Raw genomic sequence first — 25,169 nt, 5'->3', positions numbered from 1 at the left:
CGTTCAGGTCTAGCGCCTCATCCCCCCGCCGCCACGGAAACCACCACCCTGAAAACCACCGCCGGCTCCGCCCCGCGTGGCAGCACCACCGCCTGCTCCGCCACGGAAACCGCTGCCAGCACCACTGCGCACCGCACCGCCGGTTGCCCCGCCGTGAAAACCGCCTACCCGGCCGCCACCGGCCGATCCTGTACTGCCGCCGCTCCGCGGGGTCCTGATCACCACGCCGCCTGCTCCCCGTGACAGAGCGCCTGCCCCGCCCCCCACAGCACCGGAACCCCGGTAGATGCCAGTCCCACCGTTGCGGCCGGGGGCGACGCTACCGGTGCGCGGTGCGTTGAAGATGCGCTCTGGGCTGTGCGGACGACCGGTGGAGATGAAACCGCGCTGGTTGCGCCAGGCGCCGATCCCCGAGAACGACCTGCCGTGGAAACGGTCCACCGGGTCGACCCGGTACATCCGGTGCCGCCGTAGGTCGTTGTAATGGTTGGAGATCAGGACGTGGTGCCCGTGGTAGCGCACGTGCCGATGGAAGTCGTTCAGGATGAAGTACCCCGGAAACCAGAAGCTCCCCCAGTAAAAGGGGTATGGGACGTAGTCGTACTGGTAGTAGTAATCCTGGGGTGGGCAGTAGTAGGTGACCACCGGAGGCCCATCGCTGCTGTAAGCCGAGGAGATGTTGGCGGGGTTGGGATAGTTGGCGCAGCTTTGCGGTGTCGGAGCTTCCGTCTCGGTCACCGTGCCGGCATAGGCCTGGACCGCCAGGTCGACGTTCCCCGTCGCCGTGTCGAAACGCCGTAGCGCGTCGTCCCGGGAGAGGGTGAGGTCACCGTCGGTAACCGCGTCCTCCACCGCCTGGCGCACCTCGCCCACCAGGTCCGGCGTCATGGGATAATCCCCGATCCAGCCGTTTTGCGGCGCCACCCTGACCTTGGCCAGTGCGTTTTCCGCCTCGACCGGATCAGAGCTGGAACTTAACCCCAGCGCATTGGCAAGGTTGACCGCAAAGATCCCCTCCGTCACCAGCGGCTGGCTGATGGGTGGTGCCCCGGCAGCGCCCTGCGCCAGGACCACCCCAGGCCGCCAGAGCGCTGCGACCAGCATCACAAGGCTTAGCAGTATCAAGGTCCGTTTCATGTGCAACCCCCTCGTGCCCAACCGGCACCAGCCCGCCTCGGAAAGGTGCCCTTTTCCCAAGCACAGGCCATCATCCTCATTATACTGCCGGGGTCTTTGTGGGGGTTAGAGCTAAGATGGTCGCAGCTGTACAGGTCACGGGCGGTGCGCTGGCCGAGAAACGTAGGGGATATGAAGATGGCACAGCTGCGCTTAGGAGAGGGAGGTGTGTCCCACCCCCCGCAAGCCAGGCACGTGTCATTGCCTGGGCTTGCGGGGACGAGGTCTCACGATCTGGATCTGGAGTGCAGAGAAAACGGGAGGGAAAGCCGGGAGCTTGCCAGCAAAACAGGCGGCCCACCAGCTTCAGTCATTGTCAATAGTCCATCGTCAATCGTCCATTGCCTTACTGAGCGCCCAGGTACTTGAACTGGTAGACCGCCTGTTCGCTGCCGATGAAGATGTTGGGGTGCCCGTCGCCGTCCACATCCCTGACCACGATGCTGTTCGTGCGTCCCAACCGGGATCCCAGCTGGCCGCTGCGCCAGTAGAGCTGATCGCCCTGGAAGATGGAGAGGACCCCGCCGCTGGAAACCAGCAGTTCGGGATTCCCGTTGCCGTCGAGGTCCGTGGCCAAGAGGGCGTCCACCGGCTGCGTGCTGTTCGTCGACATGGTCCGCTTCAGGGCATAAGTGACCCCGTTATAGATGTCGATTTTCCCATCGGTACGGCCGACCAGGATCTCCAGGTTGCCGTCTCCGTCCACGTCGGCTACCTCCAAAGCCCGCACCGGAGCGTTCATCAGGAGCTTTAACTGGTGGGTGACGCCGTCGTAGATGACCAGCTGGCTGTCATCCACGGAGGCAATGATCTCCATGTGGCCATCCTTGTCCAGGTCAGCCAGCTTCAGATCGTCCACCGACCCCCAATAGGTCCCGAGGTCCACGCTTTTCCACTTTTCCTGGTAGGTGACGCCATCGAAGACGACCAGGTAGACACCTTTCGCCCCGGTGTGTGCGCGCCCCTGACCCGCCACGATCTCCATCTTCCCGTCGCCGTCGACATCACCGAGCGCCATCGCTGAGAAGAAGTTGCCGTCGTACCCTGGCGTCTGACCTTTCAGTGCCCTGGTGGCTCCGTCGAATACCTGGATCATGCCGTCATAGGTATTGGAGGTGCTCAGGGCAAATTCCTGCCGGCCGTCCCCGTCCAGGTCGCCGATGCGCACCACGCGGTTACTCCCCATCCAGTCGTAGAGAGGCAAGGATTTCTGGTAGGCGAGGGTGTGGCCGGGAAGATCGAAGACGTGGATGATTCCCCCGTCGAAGCTCGCCCCCCCCTCCTCGGTCACCATCAAAAGCTCGAGGCTGCCACTGTTGTCGAGATCCCCAAGGGCCAGCGGGCTCAGGCCGCTTGAGACCACGTTTTGCCACTTGATGGTTCCGGCCGCGGGATCTCCCACATACAGGTAGGACCCGGTCGCCCAGAGGATCTCCCTTTTCCCGTCCTGGTCGACGTCGGCGCTGGCTATTCCCAAGGCTCCATACCCGGGGTTGTACACCGACCACCGGTCGCTGTGCGTCGTCGCGTCGACAGCGTGGATCCTGCCCCACTGTCCATCGCCGTACAGAATCTCCGGTACGCCATCGCCGTCGGTGTCCATGACCTCGACGGCAGCCACGTCAAGGTTGGTGGAGATCTCCCAGGCCGGGGACTTCAAATCCGCGTCGAAGATGGTGATCTTGTACCACGACGAGGCTCCCACGATTTCCTGCCTGCCGTCACCGTCAAGATCACCAAGCCGCACCCTCGACCCGAAACCGTTGAGGTACTCCCACTTCACGTTCCCCGTGTTGCTGACCACGTACCCCTTGCCGCCGTAGCCGGTGGTCACGATCTCGAGGGCGGCGTCGGTGTCCACGTTGCCAACGCCCAGCGAGTTTCCGCCCACCACCGCCTTGCTCCACTTTAGCGCGCCGGTCTGCGCACTGGAAACCGACAGGGTGCCACCATCGGTGCTGATGACCTCGAGTTTGCCGTCGCCGTCGAGGTCCGCGATCGCGACATCGGCGAACGCGTTGCCGATCTTCAGGCGCGACAGTTCCTGGAGCGTCGGTCCGTCGTAACTGCGGATGGTGCCATCGGAAAACGCAACGACCACGTCCAACTTACCGTCGCCGTTCATGTCGGCCAAAAGCAGGCGCACGATGTTCATTGCGTAGTACTCGCTGCGCCAGACCTGCTCGTAGCCGGATCCGTTCTTGCGCACCACGTACCACATACTGCCGCCGTAATAGCCGGCGGAGGCGCTGGCGACGATCTCCTGCTTGCCGTCGCCGTCCAGATCTGCTGTGAGCAAACCGGCCTGCCCGATGCCGGACCCATAGGTGCCGAACTGCCAGACCTGCTTGACGGCAGCAGGCTGCAGGGGCTGCGCCGGGGTGACCACCACCGTGACGGTGTCCTCGCTCATGTAGTTGCCGTCGTACACCGAGAGGCGGAACTGGTAGGTCCCCTCGACACTCGGGGTGAAGCTGGGGGTCGCGGTGTTGGCCCCGGAGAGGTTCGGGTAGCCATTGGGGTATGAGGTGGCGTACCAGGAGTAGCTGAGGGTGTCCCCGTTGGGATCGCTGCTGGCGCTGCCGTCCAACTGCACGGTGGCACCGACGACTGCAGTCTGGTCCGGGCCAGCCTGCGCCACCGGCGGAAGGTTGACCGGAGGGAGCGGCGGATTGCTGTCGTGTGCGACGGACCAGTCGCCAAGGCCATCCCCGTTGGTCTCTGCTTCCACGGTGTAGGTCGTGGCCTGGAACCTCATCTGGACCCAGTTGCCATTGGCTGCACCGCAGTTAAAGGTACCGAACGAGGGCCACTGGTTGCCGTAGTCGGCCACCAGGGCAACCGGGGTGCTGATTTCCAGGTAGCCGTTGTCGTGGTCGTAGTAGCGGCCGGCGATGGTCTGGGTCAGGCTTTGCGAACCGTACACGGTAACGATCTGGTAGTCCTTGAACCAGTAGGTCTTGCCGTCGGCGCCGTCCCTCAAGACGAGGTTCATCGAGATGCTGTCGCTGGATGAGGCGAAGGTGTAGATCCAGCCGACATTGCCGGTCAGCTGGTAGCTGGCGGAAGGGGTTGCCAGGCTCAAGGCCTTGAACGAGAGGGTGAGTCGGCTCACCTCCTGGCGGCTGGAGTCGAAACTTCCCAACAGGTCGCAGGTACCGTTCGTGGTGGTTCCCTGCAGGGTGAATCCGGTGTAGGTGACCGAACCGAAGAAAGAGCCGTCGCTGTCGTTGATCTGAAGGGTATAGGATGCCGTTCCGCCCTGGTCGCCGTACGCCGTGAAACTGCTTTGGCGGGCCGCGGCCTTGGCCTGGGAAACCTGCTTCTGGCGGAGCTTGGCAGCCTGCTGGGGGAGTGCGAGGCGCCGGGTGGAGAGTTTGAGCGACTGTACCAGCTGGCGCATCGGCAGAGTGCGCGTCGCAGCCTTGCTGGTCACCTTGCCCCGTCCGATGGCACCCACTTCGCTCCCCAGGACGCTGCCGCCGAAGGCCCCCATGGCAAGGCTCTCGGCAGTGCCCGCGTTGACCTGGGCCGCGCTGCTGCGCCCCAGGTAGGAAGAGGCGGGATCGACCAGGTTCCCGACCTGGGCACCTCCACCGCCGCCGCTGCAACCGCTGATCACGATACTGAGGATAAGGGGAACGAGGGCGAGGGTGCAGCGAAGCGAGGTGACGGCGCGCATGAAGTCCTCCCAGTTCCGCAACCGGCGACCGCGGGCGTCAGGCCACGGCGTGGAAAGCGGAGCGCATATGAGCGAAGCGGTCGCAACGATGCCCCGCGAGCCCGGCGTTACGAACCGGGTGCCAAGCCTGAAGCGACAGCTTCCAGAAGTTGTAGCCGCACCCCGGTAATTGCCACCGGAAGTACGGCCGAATCGGGTATGCCGCCCTTATGTCACAGCCTGCGTTAAATAGCAATAATCAAATGCAGAAGTCAGATATGCTGGAATTTTTTGTAGTATTCATTCTTACACAAATGTCGCCCCCCGGTGATCATACCTGTTCACTCTGCGCACCTGTTGCTGTGAACTGATGGATGTTGCGGCTACATCCAGTGCTTGGGATACTGCCGGTGGTGCACGATATTGTTGGTGAAGAGCGCCACCAGCAAGAGGATCAGCGTGCCGCTTAACACGGGGACGAGGACGAAGGACCAGGCGGCATGGCTCTGCACGCCGATGAGTGCGGTCGCCCCCCCGGGAGGGTGCACGGTTCGGGTGAGGTACATGAGGCAGATGGAGCTCCCGACCGCCAGAGCCACGGCCCAGCTGGCGTTGCCGGCGAGGGATACCACGGCCACCGCCACCAGCGCGGAGACCAGGTGACCACCGATCAGGTTGCGGGGCTGGGCAAGGGGTGACTCCGACGCCCCGAAGAGCAGTACCGCCGAGGCTCCGAACGAGCCGATCAACAGCGGGCAGGCCGCCAGCTGGGTCACCAGCGCGATGGCCAGTATCGAGATGCTGCCGCTGACAAACCCCCAGGCGGCGTACTTCGGGCAGAGAGGGGCACGCGGCCCCCGCAGGGTCCCCTTCATCTTGGCGGGGACCTTGGTCAGTCGCCTTTTCATGACGTCCTCCTTTTTCAGATCATTTCAGAGCAAAATTGCCGCACGGGTACAGGTGGCTACGCCCTTACCCCCGGATGCAAACGCCGCCCGGAGTTTCCTCGCGGGCGGCGTTTTGAAAAGGACCGTTGCTGCTACTTGCTGGGGAGCGGGTCCTTGATCTCGTCGGCGGCCTGGAACATGAGCTTCTTGGTTCCCCGGTTGTTCAGGTACTTGGCAAGCTCCAGGTCCACCTTAACCGGTACGTTCACGCCCGCCTTGGTGAGCGCCTGCCGCAAGAGCCCCTCGGCCTTCCCGGCCTGCACCGAGGCGTCGTTCAGGATGCGCAGGGCTTCGCTCGGGTTGTGGAAGCCGCTCGAGTTCTCGGCGCCGATGTACACCACGCGGTAGAAGGCCTCCTCGTAGTGCTCTCTGGCCTGGGCGTAGAGCTCCTGGTCCACCTTCTTGCCGGCGGCAGTCGCCTTGTTGGCCATCTCGAAAAGTTTGGCGACGGTGGCCGTGGCGTAGCCGGAGCGGATGAAGCTCGAAATGGTGCGGTCCTGGATCGCGAACACCTGCTGGCGCAGCCACTCGGGGGTCTCGGCATGGCACTGCTGGCACGCCTTCAGGTCGTTTTTCAGCGGGCTCATCACCCGGTGGTCGGACACCTTCTGGGTCCCCACCTTGGTGTAGGGCATGTGGCAGTCCGAGCAGGCCACACCCGCCTGCCAGTGTACGCTGTTGTTGGAGAAGAGCTCGAACTCGGGGTGCCGTAAAAAGGCGAGCTTGAAGCCGGTCACGCTCTGGGTCCACTCCGCGCTCGCCGGGTTGCCGCGCAGCTTGGCGATGATGTTCTCGATACTGATCTTGCCCCAGCGGCTGCCGTCCCAGGGGAAGATCACGTCGGTCGAGTGCATCTGGCCGTCTTTCAGGATGCTGTAGGTCACGTGGCACTGGGCGCAGACCAGGGTGCGCATGTCCTGCTGGGTGAGCTTCGCCGGGTCGACGCCCAGTTTCGCGATCCCCTTGCCCAGGGTGAAGTCGCGCGAGATCTTAAGCGAGAGGTCCTTGTTGCTGTGGCAGTCGACGCAGGCGACACCCAGTTCCTGGTGCTCCTTGGGAACCTGGGAGAGCACCTCCTGGTAGGGCTTGCCGAAGTACCCCTCCTTCTGCCGCAGCAAGGGCGAGTACGGCGTCTTGCAGGTGAGGCAGGAGCCGCCGGCCTTGTAGCGCGCCGGCTCGACCGAAAGCTGGTCCTTCACCATGAACATGTGGCCGCGCGGCTCACTGTACTCCTGCCCCATCCCCCAGCCGTTGTAGAGCAGCGCCAGGAACGGGTACTCGTCCAGCTTGTCAGGGCGGTGCCCCCCCTCGTCGAACCCCTTCTTGTACCTGCTCTTGCCGGCCGGGGTCGGCTCGCCGGTCTTCTTCCACAGCTCGTATTCGGCGGGGTAGGCCTTGCCCCACAGGGCGGGGTCCACCGTGCCGTCCGCGATCTGCACGGTCTTCACCCGCTCGGCCTTCTCCGGCGCGCAGCCGGAAACCAGGGCCAGCGCCCCGAGGAGCGCCAGTGCGGCGCAGATTACAGTCGTCATTTTCTTCATCTTCATCTCCTTGGTATTAGCGGGTGGCGAGAGTACCGGTCAGCCGGTGCCGCAGTTGTCGGTGGCAGTTCCAGCAGCGACGGGTCAGGTCCATGCCGGCAAGGGTGGCTCTGTGGCAGCGCACGCAGTTCTCCTGGACCACCTTGGCACCGTGTGCGCTCAACTCGATGCGTTCCGGCACGTGGCCGGACTGGAAGCAGACGACGTCCTTCATCCCGTCGATCCCTTTCCAGAAGTAGTGCACGGCAGGATTGCCTTCCGGCAGGTGGCAGTCTACGCAACGGAGCCTGCGGTGGGCGCCGGCGTGGCTCCAGGCCTCGTGCTCCAGTTCCATCACGTGGCAGCTGGCGCAAAAGGCCGGGGATTCCGACTTGGCCAAAAGCTGCGGCGGGCCCAGCGCGAGGAACAGCGCCACGGCAAGCCCCGCCAGTGCAGCCGCCAGCATCGCGGTCCAGGTTCGTTTCGGTGTGCTCAATTTCATGGGGTCTCCTGCTGAAGGGGTGCCGTTACAGATGAACAGCATCATGGCAGGTTGCGTGCCAACCCCGACAGCAGGGTAACTCGTTGATATTTCGTGCGGGAAAGTGTGAAAGGGGTGCGGAGGTGGGTAGTTCGGGAGACGCGGTGTTACCCTTCGGTAACACCTGCCTCACGCTGCTTCAGTTTTTTCCAGAGGGTCTTGCGCGAGATTCCCAGCAGGCGTGCCGCTTCGCTGCGGTTGTTGCCGGCGCTCTCCAGGGCCTCGTCGATGAGCCGGTCCTGGTAGCCGGACAGGTGCGCCGCCAGGGGCGAGCCCGGCTTCGTTCCGGAGTGCGGCGGCTGGGGGAGTTCCGGCGCTCCGCTCCCGCCGGCAAACACGGCAGGAAGATCGCCTTCGCCGAGCTGCGTGCCGCTGCAAAGCGCCACCGCCCGCTCCAGTGCGTTCTTCAGTTCGCGCACGTTGCCGGGGTAGTCGTAGAGGGTCAACATCCGCTGCGCCTGCGGGGTCAACTCCAGCGCCGGGCGCCCCATCTGCGCCGCAAAGCCGGCCACGAACCGCTCGGCCAGGGGGAGGATATCCTCGCGGCGCTCGCGCAAGGGGGGGAGCTGGACCGGGATCACGTTCAGCCGGTAGTAGAGGTCCTGCCGGAAGTTCCCCAGGGACACCTCGCGGGCCAGGTCGCGGTTGGTGGCGGCGATGACCCGGACCTCCACCGTGATCTCTTTCGTGCCGCCGATCCGCTCCACGGTCTTTTCCTGGAGCACCCGCAAGAGCTTCGCCTGGGCGGCAAGCGGCATCTCGCCGATCTCGTCCAGGAAGATGGTTCCCTTGTGGGCCTGCTCGAACTTCCCCTTGCGCTCACGCACGGCACCGGTAAAGGCCCCCTTCTCGTAGCCGAACAGTTCTGACTCCAAAAGGTTTTCCGGCAGTGCGGCACAGTTCACCTTGATCAGCGGGCCACCGCTGCGCCGGCTCAGTTGGTGGATCGCCCGCGCCACCAGTTCCTTGCCGGTGCCGCTTTCCCCGCCGATCAGGATGGTGGAGTCGAGGGGGGCGGTGGCGCGGATCACCTGGAAGACCGGCTGCATCGCGGCGCTGCGGGCCACCAGTTCGCCGCAGCTCTGTTCGGACTGGATCCGTTCCCGCAGTACCGAGTTCTCGACCTTCAGCTGTTCCTTTTCCGTGATGTCGCGGCTGAGCATCACGGTCCCCACGAAGCTGCCCCCGGGGTCGCGAACCGGGTAGTAGACGTTTTCGTAGACCTTCCCTTTGGTGCGCAGCGGCCTGGTGTGCGAGGCGAGTTGCCCCGAGCGCAGCGCCTCGAGGATGCCGCCGATCCGCTCCCGGGCCAGTGGGGAGTGCATCTCCAAAAGGTGCCGTCCCAGGAAGTTGGCCGCCTTGATCCCCCTGATCTGCTCGGCCGCCTGGTTCACCAGGACGATCCGGTTCTCGTGGTCGGCGAAGATGATCCCTTCCCCCATGCTGGCCACGATCTCCCAGCATACCAGCGCATCCGCGTGGTTCCCCATCTGCTGCATACCCCTCTCCCTTCGTTACCGGTTGGTAACACCATGGTAACGGCAGCCGCTACTCGGGTCCTTGACCGGGATCAATTTTGACCTGAATCAACAGACCCTGGTGGAGAGAAAAGCGTCGCAGGGGAGAGTCTGGGCAAGACCGGACCTGGCACGGGTGCCTGCGGCACGCGGACATCAAAACCGGGAACGCTCTGACGAATACCGCACGAGCCTTTTCCCTAGCCACTCATTATTAAGCTAAATTATGTTGAATCAGCCACTTAGGTTTCAGTAGCATGATGCTTGTGTCTTTCCCCGCAGCACGGAGCGTTGCCTCCAAGGCACACGAACTACTCTCGACGAGGAGATAGCATGTTCGGCATCATCAAAAGATTTCTCAGTGGCAATCCCACCCCGAAAAGCGAGTTGTCCGCCCTGCCCGTCATCGCATTGAGCAGCCCCGGCAGAAGCGCCTCCCGGCCGACCTACAGTTCATCCTACGCAGCAGATACCTCGGCACGGATGGCACAGCGCATGAAGTTGCAGCGCATCCTGGAGAAGGCATAACCACCGGCATCAACCATGAACCACGGGCCGCGGCCGCTCTTCGGGTCGCGGCCCTCGCTGTTTGCCTGCCAGTACCAGGCTTCCCGCACCCTTCCCCATCACCCGCGACGCCCCCTTTCGAACCCAGGCCGCCTTCTCCCCTGCCATCCGGGTAGGAATTGGTGCAGCGCGGCTCCCGCGAAAACACCGATTTTCCATTCCACGGATTCCTTGCCTGGCGATCGCTTCCAGCACCCGACCGCTCCCCGGGCACCAGAGCCGCTACTGGTGCATCGCCTATGCAACAGCGAGACAGACATCATGATGTCACCCTCATACTTCACCATAGCGCCGAGGTTCTGTGCAGCGATTGAACATACGGCCTGAATTGGTCGCAGCTTCGCGAAAAGACTGGATTAAAGGGTTTTTTTGTGCGATAGTTCCTACCCGAAATCTTCGGCAGCAAGGAGCACACATGGCAGCACACGGTCAACTGGGTGAAATGCTGGTAACGACAGGACTTATTACCCAGGCGGTTCTCGAGGAGGCCGAGGCGCGTCGAGCATCCAGCGGTCTCCCCCTGGGCAGGACGCTTTGTGAGATGGGAGTCATGAGCGAGGACCAGTGGATCAACTCGCTGGCCAAGGGGTTCGGCCTCAAGACGGTGCAGGAGATAACCGGCTACACCTTCGCTCCGGACCTGCTCAAACTGATTCCGGCAAGCTTCGCCGTACGGCACCTGATCTTCCCCCTCAAGGCAAAAGACGGCATGCTCGCCTTGGCCGTCACCGACCCCTTCCATGCTCCACCGCTTAGCGAAGTCACCCAGAAGACCGGTCTCAAGGTGATCCCGTTCCTGGCGCGCCAGGCGGACATCAAGGCGGCAATCGAGAAGTTCTACCAGCTTTCTGCTCCTGAGGCAGCGGCCCCGGCCCCCGAGCAGCGGCGCAAGATCCTGGTGGTCGACGACTCCCACTCCATCGCCGCCATCATCGCCAATGCCCTGGAGAAGGAAGGCTACCAGGTGGTGATCGGCCACGACGGCATGGAGGGGCTGAAGCTTACCATCGCCGAGCGTCCCGACCTGATCATCTGCGACACCGTGATGCCCCGCATGGACGGCTACGGCCTGTTACGCGCGCTGAAGGGTAACCCGACCACTGCGCAGATCCCCACCCTCCTGGTCACCGCCAAGTCCGGGTGCGAGGACGAGCAGCGGGCCCTGGAAGCAGGGTTCATCGACTTCATCCCCAAGCCGATCCAACCGGTACGGCTGGTCTCCCGGGTCAAGCGGGCCTTCGAATTGGCGGCCTCGTTGAACCGGGCCTGAGGGGGCTTTTGACGGATCCCGTCTTGTAGAGGTTGCGATGTTTCAGTTAAACGGAGCGCTCAGTTCCATCGAAGTTGCCGAACCCCAGGTAGTTTCCGTGCACCGCTGCAGAGAAGCGCTCTTTCTGGCTCCCGAACGGCGTGACCGGCAGATGTGCGAGGCGTTTGTGCTCGTAGTGCGCGACGGCGGCAGCGACCGGGTGTATCCCGCCCTCTACCTCCCCCGCAACAAGGAGTCGCTGGTGTACGAAGCCGACCCGGATCGCGGTCCGGCGACTGCGGCGGAAACCCTGCAGCGCGGTCTGGATTTCCTGGAGGATCTCGGGTTTCGCATGGAGAACGTGAACCTGGGCGGCAACCCGGCACTGCGCTCTCTGGTGCTGGGTGGGATCAAGGTGGTGCAGGCACCCCGCCCCGGGGCGGCGGCACGCCCCTCCCCCCCGCCCGCAGCGGCACCACAAGCGGCCCCCCCGCCAAAGGCTCCCCCCGCACCCCAGGCCGCGCCTGCCCCGGCCACTCCCGGCGCCCGCCCTGCCGAAGCAGCAGGCGTGCCGCTGGCGGAACTGCGGCAGGCCCAGGAAAAATACCAGGAGCTGGCGCGGACGAGCGCCGGGCGGATCGCGCAGTTGGAGCAGGAACTGGCGCAGGCCCGGGCCGAACTCGCGGAGCTGAAAGCTGCAAGGGACCAGGATCAGGGAGCGCCGGAGCCTGACATCGACGAGCTCGCGCTTTTGCGCGAAGATTACCAGGCGTTGCGGTCGGAATACGTGCTGATCAACGACGAGCTGACCGATCGGCAAAGCGCACTGCAGCGTCTGCAGTCCGGCTTCGAGAAACAGCGCAAGGCTGACCAGGAGGAGATCGCCCGTCTCAAGGCAAGCCTCCTGCGCCTCTCCGCCCCACCCCCCGAAACACAGCGGAGCGCGGCAGCAGCCACGGCAGCGGGGGCCGACCCGGCGGGACCCTCACCCCAGCTGGCAACCGATTCCGAACCCACTTTTGACGAACCGGTCGCCTTCCACCTGGACCCGGATCTGGCAGCCGTTCCCTGCAGCTCCACCGAGGAGATCGTCGATCTGCGTTCCTCGTTCAACGCGATCCGCATGACCTGCGGCAGCGCCCCCGCCCAGAACTGCAACGCCTACATCTGCGGCGTGCAGCGTGAGGGGAGGCGCGAGGTCTACCTGGCCATCCATCTCACCGAGGACTGCAGATCGCTCATCTACGTCCCCGAGCGCCAGCCCGTTGATGCCCAGGGATACGAGCGCACCCTGGAAGGCGCCATCGCGTTTGCCGACGTAAGCGGCTTCATCCTGAACCTGGAACCGCTGGGTGGTGGCTCGGTTGCCCGGGCCAGGATCTTCGACAGGGTTCCGGTACTCGGCCTGCACTGATCTCGACACGAAGCCGCCCCGATCCCCTCGCCCCTTTTTCCTCTCGAAAACGCAAAAAAGCCCCGCCCCCTTGTCGGATTGAGACCACCGGGGGACGGAGCTTGAAAGCCTGCGGTCAAAAGCGCCTGTCAGGTCATGGAGTGCAGACCGATCACGTTACCTTCGGTGTCCTGGGCGAGCGCTATGAAGCCGTACTGGCCGATGGACATCTTCTCCCGGATCACGGTGCCGCCCGCATCGGCTACCCGGGCCGCCTCCACCGCGCAATCGGCGCAGCTGAAGTACACCAGGGTGGAGTTGCCTCCTGCCGACTTGCCGGTCATCTGTACCAGCGCCCCTCCGATCCCGTAGCTTTGCATGTCACCGGGAAAACTCCAGAGCTCCAGTCCCGGAGCCATCGACTCCAGCCGCTCCAGCGTGACCTCGAACACCTTCTCGTAAAAGCTCTTCGCCCTGTTCATGTCGTCCACATAGATCTCGAACCAACCAACCGGATTTTTCCTCATGACAGCCTCCTTGTGGTAAGCAGAATACGCGCGCGATTTCCGGATTCGGGCGCCCCCGGAACGACCGGTAGCGCCGGATTGCCGCAGCCATTCATTATACTGCTCAGTGCTCACAAGGAAAGGGGATGCTCAAGGAATTCAGGGGAGGCGACTCCCTGAAAAAGCGGCCGGCGCGACTGTCACAGAGCGTGGTACTACTGGCAACCAGTTAACCCTTCATCATTGACAACCAGCAAAAGAGGTGGTAATGCAGACATAGCTACTGGGCTATACCAGGTGGTACACGATAATACTCAACCATCCGTGAGGGTGGGGCGGAAAGCCTACAGGGTCTCACCGAGACAGCCGGGTTGCCGAATGTTCATCACACTCGGCCCCGGCTTTTTTGCGTCTGTGACGTTGGACTGAAGCACCATCACAAAGGGGGACACCTATGAATAAAGCAATCCTGAGTCTCGCAGCATTCCTGTTTCTCTTGCTCGGGGCACTGCCACAACCTGCCCTGGCCGAGAAAGAGGGACAGAAGGTAGAAGAGTGCATCGACGTGGTCAAGGCCGTCAAGGCGATGCCCGAAGAGGGGATACCTCAGGCACTTTTAAACAACGCCCACGCCATCGCGATCATTCCGGGGGTGATCAAGGTCGGCTTCGTGATCGGCGGCAGGTACGGTACCGGGATCCTGACGGTACGTAACGAAAAGGGGGAATGGAGCGATCCGGTGTTCGTGAAGATCGCCGGCGGCAGCTTGGGCTGGCAGATCGGCGCCCAGTCCACCGACCTCATCCTGGTATTCAAGAGCAAGGCGAGCGTCAACGGCATCCTCCGGGGGAAATTCACCCTGGGTGCGGACGCCTCGGTGGCCGCCGGTCCGGTGGGACGCAGCGCCAGTGGGGCGACCGACGTGATGCTCAAGTCCGAGATCTTCTCCTATTCGCGCAGCCGCGGCCTCTTTGCCGGCCTGGCCCTGGACGGTGCCGGCATCACCATCGACGACGATGCCAACGCCTCCTTCTACGGAAAGCCTGACCTGGCTGCCAAGGACATCATCTCCGGCAACCTCGCGAACCGGCCGCCGCTGGTGCAGGAACTGCTGCGCCAGCTGAAATAGCCACCATCCTCCCCTCCCTTCACGGGAGGGGGTGGATGAACTGCCCACAGGGGGAGAGGAAACCCATTGGGGCGGCTTTTCCTACACTCCCCAAGAACTAAGAAGGCCAGGTCTTTTGACCCGGCCTTCTTCTTTTCCTAGCGGCGTTCACCATACCAGCCACCACGGTGGTGATGGTACCCCTCGCCCCAATAGGGGTCGATGATGCAACCGGTCAGTAAGGTCGGCAGCAGAAGCAGCGCCAACACGATGCGCGTTCCCTTTTTCATGTCCGTTCTCCTTCGCCACCGGCGTGAAGGTCAGGAACCGGTGACCAACGTGATCAGCATAGGAGCGAAAAGAGGAGGCAATGTGGAGCAAATGTGAAATAGCGAGCGAACCGGGACGGGTTCCTGCGGCTGGTCGCAGGTGTCGTGGCCTTGTCACAGCGCGTACCGGTAAGGAAGTGCCGCGCGCCGGTTCTCACTTCCCGTGCAAGGTACCGGGAACGTTCTTCAGAAAGAGGAAGGCCAAAAGCGGCAGCGTGGCCAGAAAACCGTAGTTCAGCAGGTAGAAGCACTCCTGCACGCCGACCTTGTCGGCCAGCCTCCCCGCCAAAGGCCCGGTGACCACGAAGAGCAGCCTGAAGGAGACCGACTGCAGCGAGAGGGTCGCCGCCCGGTTCGCGCTGCTGGACTCGCGCTGGGTGTGGGTAAGCATCATCGGCCCGCGCAGGCCGCGCATGCAGGTCAAGAGGTAGTAAAAGAGAAAGCCCCAGATCCCCGCGCTGAGCCCGAGCCCCAGGTAGCCCACCCCCACCAGTCCCAAAAAGAGCAGGACCATGCCGCGGTCGCCCAGCCGCAGGTAGACGCGGTGGCTGGCGAGCGCGCAGAGCGCCACGGTGAGGTTCGCCCCCGCCCAGACCGGGCCGAACCACCCCAGCGGCACCTTGGCGTTTTGCATGTAGGGCTGGATCAACCAGACCGGGTAGAACGAGGCGATCCCCAAAACCGTGTTGAGCAGGATGGTGTAGCGCAGGTGCCGGTTCTCCCCGAAGGCGTAGCGGGCGGTGGCCAGCGCCTCGGCCAGGTGCGAGCGCGCTGGCGCGTGGGCCCGGGGGATCTCCACCAACTGCCGGGTGACCAGGAGACCGAGCGCCCAGACCGCCACCTGGAGGACGAAGGGGAGCCGCGCGTCCCAGGCGTAGATGACCCCGGCCAGGATGGCCCCGGTGGCCTCGCCCACCTGCGCGAACCCGTGCATGCGCCCCTGGTGCCGCGCATAGGACTGCTCGTCCCCCTGCGCCCGCAAGGTTTCGAAGAGCAGCGCGCTGTCCGAGCCGCTCACGAAGGAGAGCGACATCCCCAGGACGATCTCGGCCAGGAGCACCGTGGCAAAGGAGTGGGCCCAGATGTAGATCGCCCAGCCGACGATACCCAGGGCGGCGGCGATGTTGAGTGCGCAGCGGTAGCCGACCCGGTCGCTTACGTAGCCGGCCGGGTAGTCGAGCGCCAGCGTCGCTACCGAGAAGATACTCTGCAAAAGGAGGATCTGGGTAAGCGTGAGGCCGATGTGGTCCTTCCAGAACAGCGTGATGATGGCCATCGGGAAGAGGGTCATCTGCAGGAAGGAGAAGATGTAGAGGTTACGGATGTTGGCGGGGAGGTTCTTCATCACCGGCATCCGTACCGTGTCTGGGATTAATTTGCAAGGAAGAAGTGGCAAAGCCCGGTGCAGGGTCCCCCCGCGGTGCGCAGGCCGCGGGAAGCGGGGGCGGAGCCGGTAGCAGCCGGGGGGAGGTTTCGTGGCACAAAACCTAAAAACTGTAGGAGTTTAGCGGAGAGAACTCAGGAAAGCGGCACGTTGACTTGGCGCCGAGGGTGTGCATAATACACGGCAGATATAGCTCTCCGAGCATGGTACACGACAATACTCAACCATCTGCGAAGATGGGGCGGAAAGCCTACAGGGTCTCACCGAGACAGCCGGGTTGCCGAAATATCAGCCGATATTCAGCCCCGGCTTTTTTGCGTCTGGCCAATGCACTGGGGCAGGCTGGAGTGGAGGGTACACGCACAAAGGAGGCAGATCATGAAAAGAAGCAGCAGTTGGCAGGTAGCTGGCAGGTTGGGGATGCTGTGGTTCGCGGTCCTGGCGCTGGCGCTGGTGCAGGGTTGTTCCGGCAGCAGCGGTGGCTCCTCGGCCACGACCGGGACCCTCAAGGTCGGGCTCACCGACAAGCAGAGCGACGCGTTTGCCCAGGTGGTGGTCTCCATCAAGGAAGTGCGGGTGGTCCCGGCGGGGCTGGAAAACGCCGCCGATGACGATGCCCGGCTGCCGGTGGTGGTGACCTACACGACGCCGCACGTGGTAGATGTGCTCACCCTGCGCTTCCAGCAGGAACTCCTGGGGACGATCGTGATCCCTGCAGGCTCGTACAGCCAGGTCCGTCTGATCCTGGAGGCGAACCCCAACGGACAGGGAAGACCGCCGGTGAACTACCTCACCCTGAAGACCGACCCCACGGTGAAGATCCCCCTCACCACCCCGAGCGCCCAGCAGTCCGGGCTCAAGGTCCTGGGGTCCTTCACGGTTAGGCCCGGCATCATCAGCGCGATCCTGCTCGACTTCGACCCGAACACCGCAATCGTTGCGCGTGGCAACGGAGATTACAACCTGAAGCCGACCGGCATCCGGATCGTCCAGCCGGCTACCCCGCTCACCAGCTTCGGCTCGCTTTCCGGCACCATCGTCTCCTCCTTCAGGGACTGGTCGAGCGCCTCCGTGTCGGTGGTCCCGCAGGCCTCCAGCACGCCGATTGCGGCCGGGACGGTGTTCAGCAGCTTCTCGAGCAACCGGTGGATCGGCCCGGTAACGGCCTTCGTCCCCGGCGGGACCTACCGCTTGCACGTCCAGGCCCGCGGTTTCGCCCCCTACTCCTCGCCGCTCACCACGGTGACCGCTGGGGCCGACTCGCCGCTGGGGGACATCCTGTTGACAGTCCCCTGACCTTGCGCCGGTAACCGGTCACACGCAAAAAGGGATTAACCACACGGGTTAATCCCTTTTTTTCATTCACGGGCAGAAAGAACCTCAAGACTCGACCACAGGAACACAGAGGGAAAACCGGGGACACAGAGGAAAACCACGTCAGGAAACGAGCGACTGTGCCTTCCCCTGTGTTCCTCGCCGTTCCCCCTGTGTTCCGCTGTGGTAATGCTCTTGAAGAAGTAAAGCTTTTGAAGTTATTCGAACTCGGCGATCGCCTGCCCCGGTTTTACCGCCTCGCCGAGGGCGACCAGGATCTTCTTCACCTTACCCGACATGTGGGCGGTGATGTTGGTCTCCATCTTCATCGCCTCGAGTACCACGAGGAGGTCGTCGGCCTGGAGCTGCTGCCCCTCCTGGGCCACGATCTTGAAGACCACCCCGGCGATCGGGCTGCGGCAGATCTTCTCGTTGCCGGCATCCGCCGGCGCCGCCGACTGCGGTGCGGCGGGCGGCGCCATCGGCTGCGGTGCCGGCGCGGCTTTGAGGGTTGAGACCGGCTCGGGGAACGATCCGGGCTGGCGCACCTCTTCGCCTTCCTCTACCTCGACGTCGACCAGGTACTTCTTGCCATCAATGGTAAGCGTAAGTTGCACGGTGGGCTCCTTGTCTAGAGTCTGCCGGGGCTTTTCCGCCTGCCCCAGGGTTGCCGGTCAGCGTTTCAGGAAATGCGAGGACTGCAGCACCACGCGGCTCGAGCGCCCCCAGCTGTTGTCGAGCTGCGGGTTCACGAAGCGCACCTGCCTGATCCTCACGGTCTTCCCCAGGTACGCGGCAATGGCCGCGGACATGACCATCAACAGTTCCGGGGTGATCTCGTCTTCTTTCATGTCGTGCCTCCCCTGCTACAGCGGGATCAGGCCGTGCTTCTTCATGGGCCTGAATTCGCGCTTGGTGTGCAGGATGTCCAGTGTCATGGCGAGTTGGCGCCGGGTGTCGGCGGGCTCGATGATGTCGTCCACCTCGCGCCGGGCCGCGGCCGCGTACGGGGTGGCGAAGGTGTCCTGGTAGGACTTGATCAGCTCTTCGCGCTTTTCCTGGGGGTTCTCGGCCTTCTTGATCTCCTCACGGAAGATCACGTTGACCGCACCGCGCGGCCCCATGACGGCGATCTCGGCGGTGGGCCAGGCGAAGACCCGGTCGGCCCCCAGGTCCTTGCCGCACATGGCGAGGAAGGAGCCGCCGTAGGCCTTGCGCAGGATCACGGTGATCTTGGGGACGGTGGCCGCGGCATAGGAGAAGAGCATCTTGGCGCCGTGCCGGATGATGCCGCCGTACTCCTGCTGGACACCCGGGAGGAACCCCGGCACGTCAACCAGGGTCACCAGGGGGATGTTGAAGGCGTTGCAGAAGCGTACGAAGCGCGCCCCCTTGTCCGAGGCGTCGATGTCGAGCACCCCCGCCATGACGCAGGGCTGGTTGGCCACGATCCCCACGGGGCGCCCCAGGATGCGGGCAAAACCGATGACCAGGTTCCCCGCGAAGGAGGGCTGCACCTCCATGAAGTCCCCGTCATCGACCAGCCGGGCGATCACGGTACGCACGTCGTAGGATTTCTTGGGATCGATGGGAACCAGCTCGTTCAGGGCCTTGTCCGGCAGCACCGTGCCGTCCCACTCCAGCTGCGGCGGGTCCTCGAGGTTGTTGGAGGGGAGAAAGGAGAGGAGCCGTTGGCAGATGCGCAGGGCGTCGACGTCGTTCTCCGCCACGAAGTGCACCACCCCCGACCGGTTCATCTGAGCCTGCGGCCCTCCCAGCTCCTCGGCGCTGACCTCCTCGCCGGTCGCCTCCTTGATCACCGAGGGGCCGGTGATGAACATGCGCGAACTCTTGGTCTGGATGATGAAGTCGGTGAGTGCGGGGCTGTAGGCGGCGCCGCCGGCGCAGGGGCCGCAGATCAGCGATATCTGCGGCACGCTCCCCGAGAGCATGACGTTGTGGTTGAAGACCCTGCCGTAGCCCGCCAGCGAGTCGATCCCTTCCTGGATCCTGGCGCCACCCGAGTCGTTGATGAAGATAAACGGGGTGCCGAGCTTCAGCGCCGACTCCATCGCCTGCACGATCTTGTCGCAGTGCATCTCGCCGGCGGCGCCACCCGCCACGGTGAAGTCCTGGCTCGCCAGGTGCACCAGGCGTCCTTGGACGCTGCCGGTCCCGGTCACCACCCCTTCCGCCGGCAGGACCTTCCCCGCCATGCCGAAGTTGGTGCAGCGGTGCAGGGCGAAGATGCCGACTTCCTGGAAGCTGTCCCGGTCTACGAAGGCGTCGATGCGCTCCCGCGCGGTGAGGGAGCCCTGGGCGTGCTGCTGGTCGATCTTGGCGCGCCCCCCGCCCAGCTTCAGTTCACTCTTTCGGTCGTTCAGTTCCTTGATCTTGTCGTCGATGGACATGGTCTCGATTCCTTTAGACGCCGGGATGTCTTACTTGCCGTAAGGGGAAACGGTTACTTTGTGCTGCTGGCCGCTCAGGGTGACCGTGTAGGTGACCGGACCGGTGATCTTCCCCGCGTGCCCCTGCGGGACCTCGGTCTCCAAGGCGCCGGTCTCGGGGTCGCGCCCGAGGTTGCGGGGCCCCTCGTCGCGGGTAGCGAAAAAGCCCGGGGCCACTTTCGGGAACATGGCATAGGTGAGCACGTCCTCGTCGGTACCGTTGCACCCTTTAAGCGGCAGCGCCTCGGCCCTGAGCTTGGCCCACTCCGGCTCCAGGAGGTCGGCCGGACGGCAGTCGATCATCCCCTTGTTGGCGTGGGCCCGCGCCAGCTCGATCACCTCGGGGTTGCGCTCGCCCGGTGCAGCACCGTAGTAGCCGAGCATCAGGTCGGCAAACTCCCCGGTGAGCACCTTGTAGCGTCCCATCAGGATGTTCAGGACCGCCTGGGTCCCGACAATCTGGCTCGTGGGGGTAACGAGCGGCACGTAGCCGGTATCCTTCCTCACGATCGGGATCTCTTCGAGCACCTCGTGCAGCCGGTCGCCCGCCCCCTGCTGCTTCAGCTGGCTCTCCATGTTGGAAAGCATGCCGCCGGGGATCTGGCTCTTGAAGATCTCGGTCTCCACGCCGGTCACCGCCGAGAGGAACTCGCGGTAGCGCGGCAGGATCTGGGCGAAATGCTCCTTCACCTTCAGTACGCGGTCGAGGTCGAGCCGGGTCTCATACCCGGTCCCTTCCAGCATCTCCACGAAGCTCTCAGTCGGGTTGTGTCCGGGCCCGAGGCTCATCGAGCTCACCGCGGTATCCACGCAGTCGACGCCCGCCTCCACGGCCCTGAAGAGGCTCACCAGGGTGACGCCGGTGGTCGCGTGCACGTGCAGGTGCACCCGGGTGTTCTCCCCGCAGGCATCCTTGATCCCCTTGACCAGGTCGTAGGCCGCCTGCGGCTTGATGAGCGCCGCCATATCCTTGATGCAGATGGAATCGCACCCCATATCCACCAGGCGCTTGGCCTGTTCGACGAACACCCCGGTCGAGTGGATCGGACTCACGGTGTAGGATATGGCACCCTGGGCGTGCTTGCCGCAGCGTTTCACCGCGGCGACCGAACGCTCCACGTTGCGCAGGTCGTTCAGGGCGTCGAAGATGCGGAACACGTCGATGCCGTTTTCCGCGCACTTCTCGACGAAGCGGTCTACCACCTCGTCCTGGTAGTGCCGGTAACCCAAGAGGTTCTGGCCACGCAGGAGCATCTGCAGCGGTGTCTTGGGCATGAGCTTTTTGAAGGTCCGCAGCCTCTGCCAGGGATCCTCGTTCAAAAACCTGATGCAGGCGTCGTAGGTTGCGCCGCCCCAGCACTCGATGGACCAGTAGCCGGCGTTGTCCAGCTCCTCGCAGGCACCGATCATGTCGTCGATCCCCAGCCGGGTGGCAATCAGGCTCTGGTGTGCATCCCGCAGCGCCAGTTCGGTAACGTCGATGATGCGTTTCACGTCTACCCCCTGTAACTCTGTGAAGGTGAAAACGACCAAGTAGGAATTCTACGCCACTCGTTCTTTTTGGCAATACTGTTTATTCTATTTTTGCGTATACGTCGCACTACGTTGCAGAACGCACTCATATCATGACCAGTATACAGTCATCATATTCCGCAAACAGACATAGCTATAAAACCGTTATAACCGTCTACACTACAATACTGAAGTAGATTTCAACCATTAACATCAGTATCTGGAGCTAATAGAGAGAATGAAGCAGCAGCATCCCGAGTGAGTTCCGGGCCGTGGGTGCCACAAACTCTATTGCGTCGTTTTAAAATAGTGTCTGCACCAGCTCACCTGGCACAGGAGCGTCCAAAAGCCTCCCGGCCAGGCGGTCAGTCCGTCTTCAGCTGTTTGATTGGAGAGGAAAGGGGGGCAGGTTGGGACAGGAACAGAGCCGTCAGATGGGACGATTCCGACCGGGCACGTCAAAAAGGGCCCTCGTAAAACAGCCGGGGTGGCGAGAGGGGCGATCGGGCCAAAGTGCCCCCCCTCTTACTCATCTTTCTTGTCAACGATTAGCGCGTTGAGGCAAGCCCCTGGCAGCACTACATGTCGAAGAGGTAATCTGCCTCGGCAAGCCCGGCACTCTCGGCGTTCAATTCCGGGGTCTCCGGGAGGATCACCGTATAGGAAAGCCTGCTGCCGGTGCGTGACAGCTGCTCGGGAATCGCGTATTTTACGGCATGCCAGACGCCGGTCAGCACGGCAACCCGGTGCCCCGGGTGCTCCTTTACGTAACGCGCCAGGTTAATGGCCATGCCGCTGTTGCGCACCGTCTGGGCCTCGCAGAAGTAGTTGAAGACCTTCTCCTGGAAGTGCTGGGCAAAGGCCTTGCGCAACAGGGCGATCTGCGGGTTGCGTAGATCGCAGCTGGTCCCTGCCGGCAGGTAACTGCGCTCCTGTGGGGAGAGCGACTGGAAACCGTACTGCGACACCTTGCGCACCACCTCGGGGGCAACATCCAGAGCCACCATGGGGACGTGGTGGTCGCGGGCGAAGAGAAAGATATCCCGGTAGAGTTCCCAATTGGTCCAGCTCTCTTCGAATACGGCGCGCATGGCGGGTTCACTTAGCTGACCCGCGCTCCACCGGTCCAGCTGGTGCTGTCTGGAGGCCGGGAGCATCTCCAGCCCGATGGCCAGCCGGGGTTTCCCCTGGTTGAGCGAACGAAGCAGGTCGAGCTGCAGGTCGTGGTGCTCCTTGATGGTGTGCACCTCCCCCACCAGCACCAGGTCGGTCTTGCCCGCCGCCGCCACCATTTGTGGCATGCCGACGGTCTGCCGGTCGCTCATCCGGGTGATGATGGTGTGGGCACTCGCCGCCGAAGTGAAGCTCAGCAGCATAAGTCCAATGCCGAAGATTCCAAGGTTCCTGATCATGGTCATCCCCCCTTCGCGGACGATGCATCGAAGACGACTCTCACGCTTTATCTCAGGTTACCCAAAACCGTTCCGGCAGACAATCCCCCAGCCGTTACCACTGGTTCAGCGCAGTGACTACCGGCATCATGAGCCTGGCCCCCTCGACCACCGCCTCGCGCGGATTGGGCACCGTCATTACCCGGATACCCGTCTCCTCCTCGAAGCGCTGGCGCAGGCCGGGAATGAGCGATCCTCCACCGGTGAGCCAGATGCCGCTCTCGATCACCTCGCACCCCAGCGCATCGGGAAGATCCTTCAGAAATCCAGTCACCCGGTCCATGATCAGCCGGATCACCGGCTCCACCGCTCGCTCCGCAAGGGACGCCCCCTCGGGGCGGCAGCGCGTTCCCCGGTGCACCACCCCCTTTTCCCTCAACAGCAGGTCGAGCTCCCCCTCGGTAAGAGGTTCCTTGCCCTCTCCGCGTAACGCCCCGGCGATCCCGGCACGCATGCCGGCACAGGCCACCCGCAGTGCACACGATTCCAGCAGCTTTCCGGAGCGGATCACGGCGCAGTCAGTCACCCCATCACCCACGTCGACGACCATCTGGGCGTAGGGCGAGGCGACATCAACGCCGGCTCCCACCGCAGCGGCGAGTGGCTCGGGAACCAGCACCACCGAGGCTGCCCCGGAGCGGAGGATGGCATCCCTCAGCAGCTCGCGCTCGCTGCGGTTGACGTCACTGGGAGCACACGCCAGCACCCGCGGTTTCACCACGCCGAAGACGCGCCCCTGCCGCAAGAGCGGATCGAGGATGGCAACCAGCGCCTCGCCGTCCACCACCACACCTCCGGCCAACGCCTGCCGCTCCCCGGAACGCGAAGGTGCCTCGACAACCCGTCTGGCCCCCGTCCCGACCCGGACCGAGGCGGTACCGACGTCGAGGGCAAGGTTATGTCGCAACATGCTGTTCCACATGGTTCCTCCACAACACGATGCCCCAACCCGCGTAAAGCTCGCGCAGGCAAGGGCACCTTTGGCATAAAACGGATCCCGGTGGTACCGCCCTACTCCGGTATCAGCACGGTGGAACCGGTGGTCCGGCGGGCCTCCAGGTCGCGGTGCGCCTGAGCCGCGTCTTTCAGGGGATAGCGGTGGTTGATGTCGATCTTCACCATTCCGGAAGTCACCACCTGGAAAAGTTCCGCAGCCATCGACTCCAGGTCCGCGCGCTTGGCGGTGTAGGTGTTGAGGGTCGGCCGGGTGACATAGAGCGAACCCAACTGTGCCAGTATGCTCAGATCGAGCGGCGGCACCGGTCCCGAGGCGTTACCGAAGCTGACCAAAAGGCCGTAAGGACGCAGGCACCTGAGCGACGCATCGAAGGTCTCTTTGCCGACCGAGTCGTAGACCACCGGAACCCCTGCGCCCCCGGTCAGCTCCTTCACCCGCTCCACGATGTTCTCGGTCCGGTAGTTGATGCAGTACTCGGCACCGTGCCTGATGGCCAGGGCGCACTTTTCGTCCGATCCCGCCGTGCCGATCACCCGCGCCCCCAGCGACTTCAACCACTGGCAGGCGATGAGACCGACACCTCCGGCCGCGGCATGGAAGAGCACGATGTCCCCCGGCTCGACCCGGTAGCTCTGCCGGATCAGATACTGCACGGTAAGCCCCTTGAGCAGCATCGCGGCCGCCTGATCAAAGCCGATCGCCTCGGGAAGCTGGACCAGCCGGTCGGCCGGCATGAGGCGCTCCTCGCAGTAAGCGCCGACCTTCCCGACGTAGGCGACCCGGTCCCCCACCTTGAGAGAGGTCACCCCCGCCCCGACGGCGCTCACCTCACCCGCCGCCTCGTTGCCGGCTATCGCCGGAAGTGCCACCTGGTAGAGCCCGTTTCTCTGGTAGATATCGACGAAGTTCACCCCGATGGCGCGCTGACGGATCCTGACCTCGCCCGGCCCGGGCTCCCCCACCTCGACCGCCTCGTAGCGCAACACCTCGGGTCCGCCAAACTCGTGAAAGCGGATTGCCATGCTCATATCCTGTCTCCTTCCTGAAGCCGCAACGGCTAATGACGGTTGGTGTAGTGTCTCGATAATGAGAACCTTGAGAGCTTACCGCAAACCCCGTGATCGGCAAACCTGCATCAGGCGCCCGGTTCGCCGAGAGCCGTGATCCGGTGCAGCAGAGTTTGTGCGGCGCGGGCGACCTCACAAAATTTTCCGATGGATCAAAAAAAAACGCCTGATCAGCAAAGCTGCAGGCGGCACAAATGACACTACATGAACTCCCGAGCAAACCCTCCTAGTCTTCACAGGTAGGCATTCATTACACTGTGAAGCGCCCCAAGTCAATACTTTACCTGGAGTAACGCCAACCCTCCGCTCCAAAAAATCCCCCTCCCCTTCAAGGGGAGGGTCGGGGTGGGGATGGGCGCACACCGGCAGGACATTGATCCCCAGCCCCCTCCTGTCCTCCCCCTTGAAGAGGGAGGGATGTACTGGCAGAAGATCAGCGCGATTCAGGATACTTATACCCGTCAACCCGGCCAAAGCTTCTGCAAGGCCCGGCCCTGGATCAGGCCAGCGGCAAGCTTC

Annotated in this window: 21 protein-coding genes and 2 riboswitches; of the genes, 5 read left to right on the top strand and 16 right to left on the bottom strand. The window is 63.5% G+C overall.

Going from position 1 to position 25,169, the window contains the following annotated elements; translation table 11 throughout:
- Positions 1 to 9: 9 nt before the first annotated feature.
- From H7688_RS15895 to H7688_RS15870, 6 genes are all read right to left on the bottom strand, one after another.
- Entirely contained in the window at positions 10 to 1,137 is a 1,128-nt protein-coding gene (locus H7688_RS15895; protein WP_183362169.1) for a hypothetical protein, read from the bottom strand.
- A gap of 385 nt (positions 1,138 to 1,522) precedes the next feature.
- Positions 1,523 to 4,858 carry an FG-GAP-like repeat-containing protein gene (locus H7688_RS15890; RefSeq protein ID WP_183362168.1) on the bottom strand — a complete coding sequence of 1,112 codons (3,336 nt, stop codon included), beginning with the start codon at positions 4,856 to 4,858 and terminating at the stop codon, positions 1,523 to 1,525.
- A gap of 362 nt (positions 4,859 to 5,220) precedes the next feature.
- Positions 5,221 to 5,745, bottom strand: a complete 525-nt coding sequence (locus tag H7688_RS15885; protein WP_183362167.1) for an HPP family protein — start codon at positions 5,743 to 5,745, stop codon at positions 5,221 to 5,223.
- 131 nt (positions 5,746 to 5,876) lie between these two features.
- The gene (locus H7688_RS15880) at positions 5,877 to 7,325 is read right to left on the bottom strand and encodes an ammonia-forming cytochrome c nitrite reductase subunit c552 (protein ID WP_371873189.1); all 1,449 of its coding nucleotides are present in this window, start codon (positions 7,323 to 7,325) and stop codon (positions 5,877 to 5,879) included.
- A 16-nt stretch (positions 7,326 to 7,341) separates the two neighbouring features.
- A complete protein-coding gene (nrfH, locus tag H7688_RS15875; protein WP_198424502.1) occupies positions 7,342 to 7,806 on the bottom strand; it encodes a cytochrome c nitrite reductase small subunit in 465 nt (154 codons plus the stop codon).
- Between the two features lie 146 nt (positions 7,807 to 7,952).
- Positions 7,953 to 9,344 carry a sigma-54 interaction domain-containing protein gene (locus H7688_RS15870; protein ID WP_183362165.1) on the bottom strand — a complete coding sequence of 464 codons (1,392 nt, stop codon included), beginning with the start codon at positions 9,342 to 9,344 and terminating at the stop codon, positions 7,953 to 7,955.
- 351 nt (positions 9,345 to 9,695) lie between these two features.
- Between H7688_RS15870 and H7688_RS15865 the strand changes: the two genes are divergently transcribed.
- The 3 genes from H7688_RS15865 to H7688_RS15855 all read left to right on the top strand — a co-directional run bounded on the left by H7688_RS15865 (position 9,696) and on the right by H7688_RS15855 (position 12,592).
- A complete protein-coding gene (locus tag H7688_RS15865) occupies positions 9,696 to 9,890 on the top strand; it encodes a hypothetical protein (protein WP_183362164.1) in 195 nt (64 codons plus the stop codon).
- Between the two features lie 454 nt (positions 9,891 to 10,344).
- Positions 10,345 to 11,199 (top strand): response regulator, encoded by an 855-nt coding sequence (locus H7688_RS15860; RefSeq protein WP_183362162.1) that lies wholly within the window; start codon positions 10,345 to 10,347, stop codon positions 11,197 to 11,199.
- Positions 11,200 to 11,236: 37 nt separating this feature from the next.
- Positions 11,237 to 12,592 carry a hypothetical protein gene (locus H7688_RS15855; protein ID WP_183362160.1) on the top strand — a complete coding sequence of 452 codons (1,356 nt, stop codon included), beginning with the start codon at positions 11,237 to 11,239 and terminating at the stop codon, positions 12,590 to 12,592.
- Positions 12,593 to 12,720: 128 nt separating this feature from the next.
- On the opposite strand, the gene H7688_RS15850 is transcribed toward H7688_RS15855, so the two are convergent.
- Positions 12,721 to 13,098 (bottom strand): VOC family protein, encoded by a 378-nt coding sequence (locus H7688_RS15850; protein ID WP_183362158.1) that lies wholly within the window; start codon positions 13,096 to 13,098, stop codon positions 12,721 to 12,723.
- Between the two features lie 281 nt (positions 13,099 to 13,379).
- Positions 13,380 to 13,456: riboswitch (cyclic di-GMP riboswitch) on the top strand.
- Between the two features lie 75 nt (positions 13,457 to 13,531).
- Here H7688_RS15850 and H7688_RS15845 point away from each other — a divergent pair.
- A complete protein-coding gene (locus tag H7688_RS15845) occupies positions 13,532 to 14,206 on the top strand; it encodes a lipid-binding SYLF domain-containing protein (protein ID WP_183362156.1) in 675 nt (224 codons plus the stop codon).
- A gap of 137 nt (positions 14,207 to 14,343) precedes the next feature.
- Here H7688_RS15845 and H7688_RS22830 read toward each other — a convergent pair whose 3' ends face one another.
- Positions 14,344 to 14,475, bottom strand: coding sequence for a hypothetical protein (locus H7688_RS22830; RefSeq protein WP_281379497.1), 132 nt, complete (start codon positions 14,473 to 14,475; stop codon positions 14,344 to 14,346).
- A gap of 193 nt (positions 14,476 to 14,668) precedes the next feature.
- Positions 14,669 to 15,859: an MFS transporter gene (locus H7688_RS15840; protein ID WP_183362154.1), complete on the bottom strand. Its 1,191-nt coding sequence runs from the start codon at positions 15,857 to 15,859 to the stop codon at positions 14,669 to 14,671.
- 247 nt (positions 15,860 to 16,106) lie between these two features.
- A riboswitch (cyclic di-GMP riboswitch) is annotated at positions 16,107 to 16,183 on the top strand.
- Positions 16,184 to 16,276: 93 nt separating this feature from the next.
- On the opposite strand from H7688_RS15840, the gene H7688_RS15835 reads away from it, so the two are divergent.
- A complete protein-coding gene (locus tag H7688_RS15835; RefSeq protein ID WP_183362152.1) occupies positions 16,277 to 17,194 on the top strand; it encodes a DUF4382 domain-containing protein in 918 nt (305 codons plus the stop codon).
- A 236-nt stretch (positions 17,195 to 17,430) separates the two neighbouring features.
- On the opposite strand, the gene H7688_RS15830 is transcribed toward H7688_RS15835, so the two are convergent.
- The 7 genes from H7688_RS15830 to H7688_RS15800 all read right to left on the bottom strand — a co-directional run bounded on the left by H7688_RS15830 (position 17,431) and on the right by H7688_RS15800 (position 24,611).
- A complete protein-coding gene (locus H7688_RS15830; protein WP_183362150.1) occupies positions 17,431 to 17,829 on the bottom strand; it encodes an acyl-CoA carboxylase biotin carboxyl carrier protein subunit in 399 nt (132 codons plus the stop codon).
- 57 nt (positions 17,830 to 17,886) lie between these two features.
- The gene (locus tag H7688_RS15825; RefSeq protein WP_183362148.1) at positions 17,887 to 18,063 is read right to left on the bottom strand and encodes a hypothetical protein; all 177 of its coding nucleotides are present in this window, start codon (positions 18,061 to 18,063) and stop codon (positions 17,887 to 17,889) included.
- A 15-nt stretch (positions 18,064 to 18,078) separates the two neighbouring features.
- Positions 18,079 to 19,623, bottom strand: coding sequence for an acyl-CoA carboxylase subunit beta (locus H7688_RS15820; protein WP_183362147.1), 1,545 nt, complete (start codon positions 19,621 to 19,623; stop codon positions 18,079 to 18,081).
- A 30-nt stretch (positions 19,624 to 19,653) separates the two neighbouring features.
- Positions 19,654 to 21,156, bottom strand: a complete 1,503-nt coding sequence (locus H7688_RS15815) for a methylmalonyl-CoA carboxytransferase subunit 5S (RefSeq protein WP_183362145.1) — start codon at positions 21,154 to 21,156, stop codon at positions 19,654 to 19,656.
- A gap of 596 nt (positions 21,157 to 21,752) precedes the next feature.
- Positions 21,753 to 22,586, bottom strand: coding sequence for a ChaN family lipoprotein (locus tag H7688_RS15810; RefSeq protein WP_183362143.1), 834 nt, complete (start codon positions 22,584 to 22,586; stop codon positions 21,753 to 21,755).
- 94 nt (positions 22,587 to 22,680) lie between these two features.
- Positions 22,681 to 23,547 carry a rod shape-determining protein gene (locus tag H7688_RS15805; RefSeq protein WP_183362142.1) on the bottom strand — a complete coding sequence of 289 codons (867 nt, stop codon included), beginning with the start codon at positions 23,545 to 23,547 and terminating at the stop codon, positions 22,681 to 22,683.
- Between the two features lie 89 nt (positions 23,548 to 23,636).
- Positions 23,637 to 24,611 (bottom strand): quinone oxidoreductase family protein, encoded by a 975-nt coding sequence (locus H7688_RS15800; RefSeq protein WP_183362141.1) that lies wholly within the window; start codon positions 24,609 to 24,611, stop codon positions 23,637 to 23,639.
- Between the last annotated feature and the right edge of the window lie 558 nt (positions 24,612 to 25,169).

Source organism: Geomonas limicola (assembly GCF_014193675.1).
Lineage (GTDB): Bacteria > Desulfobacterota > Desulfuromonadia > Geobacterales > Geobacteraceae > Geomonas > Geomonas limicola.
This window is presented reverse-complemented; position numbering and strand designations above follow the sequence as displayed.

Coding starts and splice junctions, on each gene's coding strand:
- H7688_RS15895 (WP_183362169.1), bottom strand. CDS start 1,137: ATGAAACGGACCTTGATACTGCTAAGCCTTGTGATGCTGGTCGCAGCG.
- H7688_RS15890 (WP_183362168.1), bottom strand. CDS start 4,858: ATGCGCGCCGTCACCTCGCTTCGCTGCACCCTCGCCCTCGTTCCCCTT.
- H7688_RS15885 (WP_183362167.1), bottom strand. CDS start 5,745: ATGAAAAGGCGACTGACCAAGGTCCCCGCCAAGATGAAGGGGACCCTG.
- H7688_RS15880 (WP_371873189.1), bottom strand. CDS start 7,325: ATGAAGAAAATGACGACTGTAATCTGCGCCGCACTGGCGCTCCTCGGG.
- nrfH (WP_198424502.1), bottom strand. CDS start 7,806: ATGAAATTGAGCACACCGAAACGAACCTGGACCGCGATGCTGGCGGCT.
- H7688_RS15870 (WP_183362165.1), bottom strand. CDS start 9,344: ATGCAGCAGATGGGGAACCACGCGGATGCGCTGGTATGCTGGGAGATC.
- H7688_RS15865 (WP_183362164.1), top strand. CDS start 9,696: ATGTTCGGCATCATCAAAAGATTTCTCAGTGGCAATCCCACCCCGAAA.
- H7688_RS15860 (WP_183362162.1), top strand. CDS start 10,345: ATGGCAGCACACGGTCAACTGGGTGAAATGCTGGTAACGACAGGACTT.
- H7688_RS15855 (WP_183362160.1), top strand. CDS start 11,237: ATGTTTCAGTTAAACGGAGCGCTCAGTTCCATCGAAGTTGCCGAACCC.
- H7688_RS15850 (WP_183362158.1), bottom strand. CDS start 13,098: ATGAGGAAAAATCCGGTTGGTTGGTTCGAGATCTATGTGGACGACATG.
- H7688_RS15845 (WP_183362156.1), top strand. CDS start 13,532: ATGAATAAAGCAATCCTGAGTCTCGCAGCATTCCTGTTTCTCTTGCTC.
- H7688_RS22830 (WP_281379497.1), bottom strand. CDS start 14,475: ATGAAAAAGGGAACGCGCATCGTGTTGGCGCTGCTTCTGCTGCCGACC.
- H7688_RS15840 (WP_183362154.1), bottom strand. CDS start 15,859: ATGAAGAACCTCCCCGCCAACATCCGTAACCTCTACATCTTCTCCTTC.
- H7688_RS15835 (WP_183362152.1), top strand. CDS start 16,277: ATGAAAAGAAGCAGCAGTTGGCAGGTAGCTGGCAGGTTGGGGATGCTG.
- H7688_RS15825 (WP_183362148.1), bottom strand. CDS start 18,063: ATGAAAGAAGACGAGATCACCCCGGAACTGTTGATGGTCATGTCCGCG.
- H7688_RS15820 (WP_183362147.1), bottom strand. CDS start 19,623: ATGTCCATCGACGACAAGATCAAGGAACTGAACGACCGAAAGAGTGAA.
- H7688_RS15810 (WP_183362143.1), bottom strand. CDS start 22,586: ATGATCAGGAACCTTGGAATCTTCGGCATTGGACTTATGCTGCTGAGC.
- H7688_RS15805 (WP_183362142.1), bottom strand. CDS start 23,547: ATGTGGAACAGCATGTTGCGACATAACCTTGCCCTCGACGTCGGTACC.
- H7688_RS15800 (WP_183362141.1), bottom strand. CDS start 24,611: ATGAGCATGGCAATCCGCTTTCACGAGTTTGGCGGACCCGAGGTGTTG.